Source organism: Microcystis sp. M_OC_Ca_00000000_C217Col (genome assembly GCF_007095585.1).
Lineage (GTDB): Bacteria > Cyanobacteriota > Cyanobacteriia > Cyanobacteriales > Microcystaceae > Microcystis > Microcystis panniformis.
In genome coordinates this window covers 1-4,945 of the sequence record NZ_SFBV01000297.1, presented here as the reverse complement: position 1 = coordinate 4,945, position 4,945 = coordinate 1, and the positions used below count along the sequence as shown (strand labels likewise).

Annotated in this window: 8 protein-coding genes and 1 pseudogene; 7 read left to right on the top strand and 2 right to left on the bottom strand. The window is 44.5% G+C overall.

The features are described from left to right. Positions 1-117: 117 nt before the first annotated feature. Positions 118-735, bottom strand: coding sequence for a 7-carboxy-7-deazaguanine synthase QueE (locus EWV66_RS19060; RefSeq protein ID WP_052277315.1), 618 nt, complete (start codon positions 733-735; stop codon positions 118-120). Between EWV66_RS19060 and EWV66_RS19055 the strand changes: the two genes are divergently transcribed. The 6 genes from EWV66_RS19055 to EWV66_RS19030 all read left to right on the top strand — a co-directional run bounded on the left by EWV66_RS19055 (position 712) and on the right by EWV66_RS19030 (position 3,430). Beyond that, positions 712-1,269, top strand: coding sequence for a Ycf51 family protein (locus EWV66_RS19055; RefSeq protein WP_002781770.1), 558 nt, complete (start codon positions 712-714; stop codon positions 1,267-1,269). The two genes, EWV66_RS19060 and EWV66_RS19055, sit on opposite strands and share 24 nt — an antisense overlap. A 19-nt stretch (positions 1,270-1,288) precedes the next feature. Next, positions 1,289-2,398, top strand: a complete 1,110-nt coding sequence (locus EWV66_RS19050) for an iron-containing alcohol dehydrogenase family protein (protein ID WP_287108227.1) — start codon at positions 1,289-1,291, stop codon at positions 2,396-2,398. Between the two features lie 278 nt (positions 2,399-2,676). Further along, entirely contained in the window at positions 2,677-2,874 is a 198-nt protein-coding gene (locus EWV66_RS19045; protein WP_024968900.1) for a type II toxin-antitoxin system HicA family toxin, read from the top strand. After that, entirely contained in the window at positions 2,874-3,083 is a 210-nt protein-coding gene (locus EWV66_RS19040) for a type II toxin-antitoxin system HicB family antitoxin (protein ID WP_002750184.1), read from the top strand. Before EWV66_RS19045 ends, EWV66_RS19040 begins: the two co-directional genes overlap by 1 nt. Before the next feature lie 22 nt (positions 3,084-3,105). Beyond that, entirely contained in the window at positions 3,106-3,180 is a 75-nt protein-coding gene (locus EWV66_RS19035; RefSeq protein WP_223210750.1) for a type II toxin-antitoxin system HigB family toxin, read from the top strand. 28 nt (positions 3,181-3,208) lie between these two features. Beyond that, entirely contained in the window at positions 3,209-3,430 is a 222-nt protein-coding gene (locus tag EWV66_RS19030; RefSeq protein WP_287108224.1) for a hypothetical protein, read from the top strand. Between the two features lie 87 nt (positions 3,431-3,517). Here the strand turns inward: EWV66_RS19030 and EWV66_RS19025 are convergent. Further along, positions 3,518-3,607, bottom strand: a pseudogene (locus EWV66_RS19025) (helix-turn-helix domain-containing protein); the annotation flags it as partial. An 89-nt stretch (positions 3,608-3,696) separates the two neighbouring features. On the opposite strand from EWV66_RS19025, the gene EWV66_RS19020 reads away from it, so the two are divergent. After that, complete coding sequence (locus tag EWV66_RS19020; protein ID WP_287108223.1) at positions 3,697-4,830, top strand: HetZ-related protein 2; 1,134 nt, start codon at positions 3,697-3,699, stop codon at positions 4,828-4,830. The last annotated feature ends 115 nt before the right edge of the window (positions 4,831-4,945 follow it).

Here is a 4,945-nt window from a genome sequence, read left to right as displayed (position 1 = left end):
ACTGATAACTGATAACTGATAACTGATAACTGATAACTGATAACTGATAACTGATAACTGATAACTGATAACTGATAACTGATAACTGATAACTGATAACTGATAACTGATAACTGACTAGCGGACTCCTAAAAACTTATGGGTTTGGAGACTGAGACGCCATTGGGGATGTCGGAGAACATAATTAAAGACTAACTCTTTGCTTTCTACTGTATTCCATTCGGGTTGTAGATATTTGATCACCCCTTCCGATAACTTACTTTCCTGCATAGCTGCCCAGTCTAAATCTTCTGGATTAGCCACGACAATTTTTAACTCATTTACCCGTGCATAAATACTAGGATCGGGCATTTTATAAGTTTTAGGAGAAAAAGTCACCCAATCAAAAACCCCAGTAAAAGGATGAGCGCCAGAAGTTTCTAAATGTACCCGTAAACCCTGATTTTTTAATTCCTTGGTCAAAGGATCAAGATTGTGCATTAAAGGTTCACCCCCGGTAATCACCACCATAGCGGGGTTAGCCCCTTTTGCCATCTCTACCAATTCCCCCAGGGATTGTTGGGGATAACGGTGGGCATTCCAAGACTCTTTTTGGTCGCACCAGGGACAATAGACATCGCAACCTCCTAAACGGAGGAAAAAAGCATTGCTTCCCGTCCAAAAGCCCTCGCCCTGGACGGAATGGAAAGTTTCGACCACAGGATAGGTACAATGGTTTATGCTAACCGTTTTCATAGAATCAGTATTATAGAAAATATGGACATTCCCCTAAACTTCGCCAAATACACCCAATGGTCTGGTATTGCCACGCTGGTTTTTTTGGTACTCACGATTATCGCTTTTCTCGTCGGTTGGGGAATCCGCTTTCGTCTCGTCGGTGTCACTAGCTTTATGGCTGTGTTGACGGTGGGGATTTTCGGTCTTGGGTTAGGATTATTTACCCGTACCGAAATTCCGGGAGCGGTGAGATTCTCCCTTGTCTATGATAACGGAGCAAATCAAGCTGTTATCTCCCTGCCCAATACTGTTACTCCCGAGCAGGTGGAAGCAACCCTAAAACAAGCCGCTAGTGACTTGTTTTCCTCCGGTCGCGCCGGTGCTGGCGGTAATAATCAATTTATCATTAGCGCTCGCACTCTCGTTCATCCTCAGCCCGGTTTATCTGCTCCTTTGTACCTGGGACAGATTAAAAAATCCTTCTCCGCCCCGGGGGATAATACTCCTGAACTACAGCTTTTTCCCGAAAGTTTCGCTAAAATTAGCCAATAATCCTTGAGGTTGTCAAAAAATGTCCAATGCTGTCGCTGTTTTGCCCCTGTTAATCGCCCCCGCACAAGTGATTCGGGGTGACAATGCCCTAGAAGAATCCACCGGCAAGTTAGGGGATTTGGGCAAGCGTCCCCTCGTGGTGGGCGGCGATCGCAATTTAGCTTTTTTGTCATCTCCCCTGAAAAATCTCACTCCTAGCTATCACAGTTACGCCCCCGATTGTTCGGAAAATTCCCTAGCATATTTAAAGGCATCTGTCAAGAGTCATGAGGCAGATTTTATCATCGGTGTGGGTGGCGGCAAAGCCCTCGATACGGCCAAATTACTCGCCCATCAGTGCCATTTGCCGATCGCCACGATTCCCACCTCCGCCGCTACCTGTGCCGCTTGGACAGCCCTATCTAACGTCTATTCCGACGCAGGGGCGTTTCTTTACGATCTGTCCCTAGCCCGTTGTCCGGATTTATTAATTCTCGATTACGGTATTATCCAAACTGCCCCGAAAAGAACCTTAATCGCTGGTATTGGCGATGCGATCGCTAAATGGTACGAAGCTTCCGTCAGTAGCGGTCACTCCACAGAAACCCTGATCATTGCCGCTGTCCAACAGGCCCGGGTTTTGCGGGATATCCTTTTCCAAAAATCCCCGGCAGCCCTAGAAAATATCGGCGGGGAGGACTGGAAACAGGTGGTGGATGCCACCGTTTTATTAGCCGGAGTAATTGGTGGTTTGGGGGGCGCTAATTGTCGCACCGTGGCCGCCCATGCGATTCATAATGGTTTAACCCATATTCCCGCTTGCCATCATGCCCTGCACGGGGAAAAAGTCGCCTACGGAATTCTCGCCCAATTGCGTCTAGAGGAAATAGTTTTGGGTAATCAATTAGCAGTATCGGCCCGGGGGCAACTAATCCAGTTTTATGAACAAATTGGTTTACCGAAATCCCTAGAGGATTTAGGATTAAGAGATGTTTCTCTTGCCCAGTTGCGCCACGCGGCCGCAATTGCCTGTCAGCCTAATTCGGACATTCATCGTTTACCTTTTACGGTTTCCCCTGAACAAGTTATGGCGGCCATGGTTTCTACTACCACTGCCGATACAATCGGGCAGAAAGTTAAAGCTAATTAACGGGAATATTTTCGGGATTTATGGCTTTGTCTGCTGCGGGTGAGTAGTGATTTGATTGTAGTGGTGATAGCTCAAACCTTTGCTTTGTTGGTCATTGTAGTCATGAATAAAGTACCCCCCTCAATTACAGGTTGGGTTGACGTAAGGAAACCTAACCGGGAGTGACCCTTCGGGGTGTTGGGTTTCGCTTAGACAATCGAATTGATACGTTTTCGCTCAACCCAAACTACGAGGACACGGCACTGCGAGGCGATGTGATTGTGTTAAAATCCAGAATCATGAAAGTCAAACAAGTGATTAAAGTGTTAGAAGCGGATGGCTGGTATCTTGCTAGAACACGAGGAAGTCATAGGCAGTATAAACATCCCTCAAAATCTGGTACGGTAACGGTATCGGGGAAATCCAGCGTTGATGTTCCTATTGGGACTCTTAAAAATATATGGCGACAAGCTCAAATTGAGGAGGACAAAATATAATGCGATATGCAGTTGTTATTGAAAAAGGAGAAAATAGCTACGGTGCTTATGTTCCCGATCTTCCCGGATGTGTTGCGGTTGCAGAAACATTAGAAGAAGTTAAACAATTAATTGCTGAGGCAATAATTTTTCATTTGGAAGGCTTAAAAGAAGATGGATTAACTGTTCCTGAATCAGTGTCGATCTGTGAGTATGTAGATGTAGCTTAGGGGGTTCCAAGGTGGAAATAAGATTAGACTCATAGCGGCGATTCATTACAAGCGACAAAAAATTTATATTCGAGAAGTTTTAACTCATGCTGAATAGGACAAAAACAAATGGAAGGAGTGAAAAAATGCCGACGATAGATCTAGAGAAAACACGGCCAGCCTGGACAAACTTAAAGCAAATACTCTTTATCCCTCGCAACGAATCAGAATATGAACAATTAGTAATTATGTTAGATAATTTGATAGATGAAATAGGGGAAAATGAAAATCATCCTCTTGCTTCTTTAATGGAAATTTTGGGAATATTAATAAAAAATTATGAACAGGAAAATGTTCCCGAATTATAAATGGTAGGGGGGGTGCATTCCCAAATATTGGTTAACCTTGAAATTGTCATGTTTTCAGGGAACACACCCTAGGAAGCGATGCGAGCGCACTTTCCGCACAATTCCTATTTCTCTTCTGCCTAGAGTCCTATCTTGTTCGGGTGTTGGGTAAAATCGGTAGCGATAGGCTTTCTCCATGGCTCAGGTTCTAGCATATATCGTGTAAATGCGCTAATATTCAAACTAAAGCCGTCCTCAAAAGACGGGGTTTGGAACTCAATTTTTCGATGACGACAATAATCGACGAGTTAAGGCAACAATGGCAAGATATCCTCTCTCAAACAGATGACTCCTTAACCGATCGCCAAAGGGATACCATTATCAATTGGTTACTCGGTGAAGATAGCCAACGTTGGGAAAATTTAGACCAGAGAGATTTAGAAATCGCTAAACGGGGATTAGTCTATCTTTGGCAAATTTTGCGGCAACGCTATCTGAAAGTTAGTCCCACCCGCGCCTATCATAACCTGATCGATCGTCTCGGTGCTTGTGTCACTCTCCGGCAAAAAATTCGCACTTGGGTTTCCTTAAGTCGCGATCGTCGGCAAGCGGTGGCCGATGTCTTGCAGGAAGTTATTCAAGAAATGTTAAATAGCGATCGCTATCTGCAATCCCAGTTAGCATGGATCGCTCGTTGTACCAATGATCAAGCTACTCGCGATCAGCTGCTGTTAGCCACCCTGGAGGAATACGCTCTGCGTCCGATCCGCAATCAACCCCTGTTAGCCTATCGTTTTGTTAATTATCTCCGTCGTCAATCGAGAAGCGGTATCACTAATGTGCCGCAGCAAGAAATGATCAGGATTCTCTCCGATGAAATTAGTGGCGATGAGGGGGAAAATAGCTTAAGTTTACTGGATCAAAATGCGATCGCTACCTACGAAGATCAACGCACTTCCCAAGAAGCGCAAATTCAACGGGTAAAGGTTCAAGAGAGTTTTGCCAAGTATCTAGAGGAAAATGTTAGTCGGGAGGCGGTGACTTGGTTTAACCTCTATCTAGGGGGCGAAAACCAAGATGCGATCGCAAAGGCGATGAATATTCCCGTCCAACGGATTTATCGTCTCCGGGAAAAAGTTGGCTATCATGCGATTAAGGTTTTTGCCCTCAAGGAAGGGACAGAATTAATCGCTGAATGGTTACAAATCAGCCCGAAAGAGCATAATTTTGGCTTAACTCTCAGTCAATGGCAAAGTTTCTATGCCGGTCTTTCTCCCACGGGTAAAAGCGTTATCGATGGCTTAAAAGCGGGTAAAACCCTTGAGGAAATCGCTGGCGAATTAAACTGTAAACGCACACAAGTGGTCAAAGAATGGACGCAACTTTATCTAAGCGCTCAAAGTCTCAGGACAAAAACCTAATCAGTTATCAGTTATCAGTTATCAGTTATCAGTTATCAGTTATCAGTTATCAGTTATCAGTTATCAGTTATCAGTTATCAGTTATCAGTTATCAGTTATCAGTTATCAGTTATCA

Excerpts from the sequence above, each read along its gene's own strand:
- EWV66_RS19045 (WP_024968900.1), top strand. The coding sequence starts at position 2,677 with ATGAAAGTCAAACAAGTGATTAAAGTGTTAGAAGCGGATGGCTGGTAT.
- EWV66_RS19040 (WP_002750184.1), top strand. The coding sequence starts at position 2,874 with ATGCGATATGCAGTTGTTATTGAAAAAGGAGAAAATAGCTACGGTGCT.
- EWV66_RS19050 (WP_287108227.1), top strand. The coding sequence starts at position 1,289 with ATGTCCAATGCTGTCGCTGTTTTGCCCCTGTTAATCGCCCCCGCACAA.
- EWV66_RS19030 (WP_287108224.1), top strand. The coding sequence starts at position 3,209 with ATGCCGACGATAGATCTAGAGAAAACACGGCCAGCCTGGACAAACTTA.
- EWV66_RS19055 (WP_002781770.1), top strand. The coding sequence starts at position 712 with ATGGTTTATGCTAACCGTTTTCATAGAATCAGTATTATAGAAAATATG.
- EWV66_RS19060 (WP_052277315.1), bottom strand. The coding sequence starts at position 735 with ATGAAAACGGTTAGCATAAACCATTGTACCTATCCTGTGGTCGAAACT.
- EWV66_RS19020 (WP_287108223.1), top strand. The coding sequence starts at position 3,697 with ATGACGACAATAATCGACGAGTTAAGGCAACAATGGCAAGATATCCTC.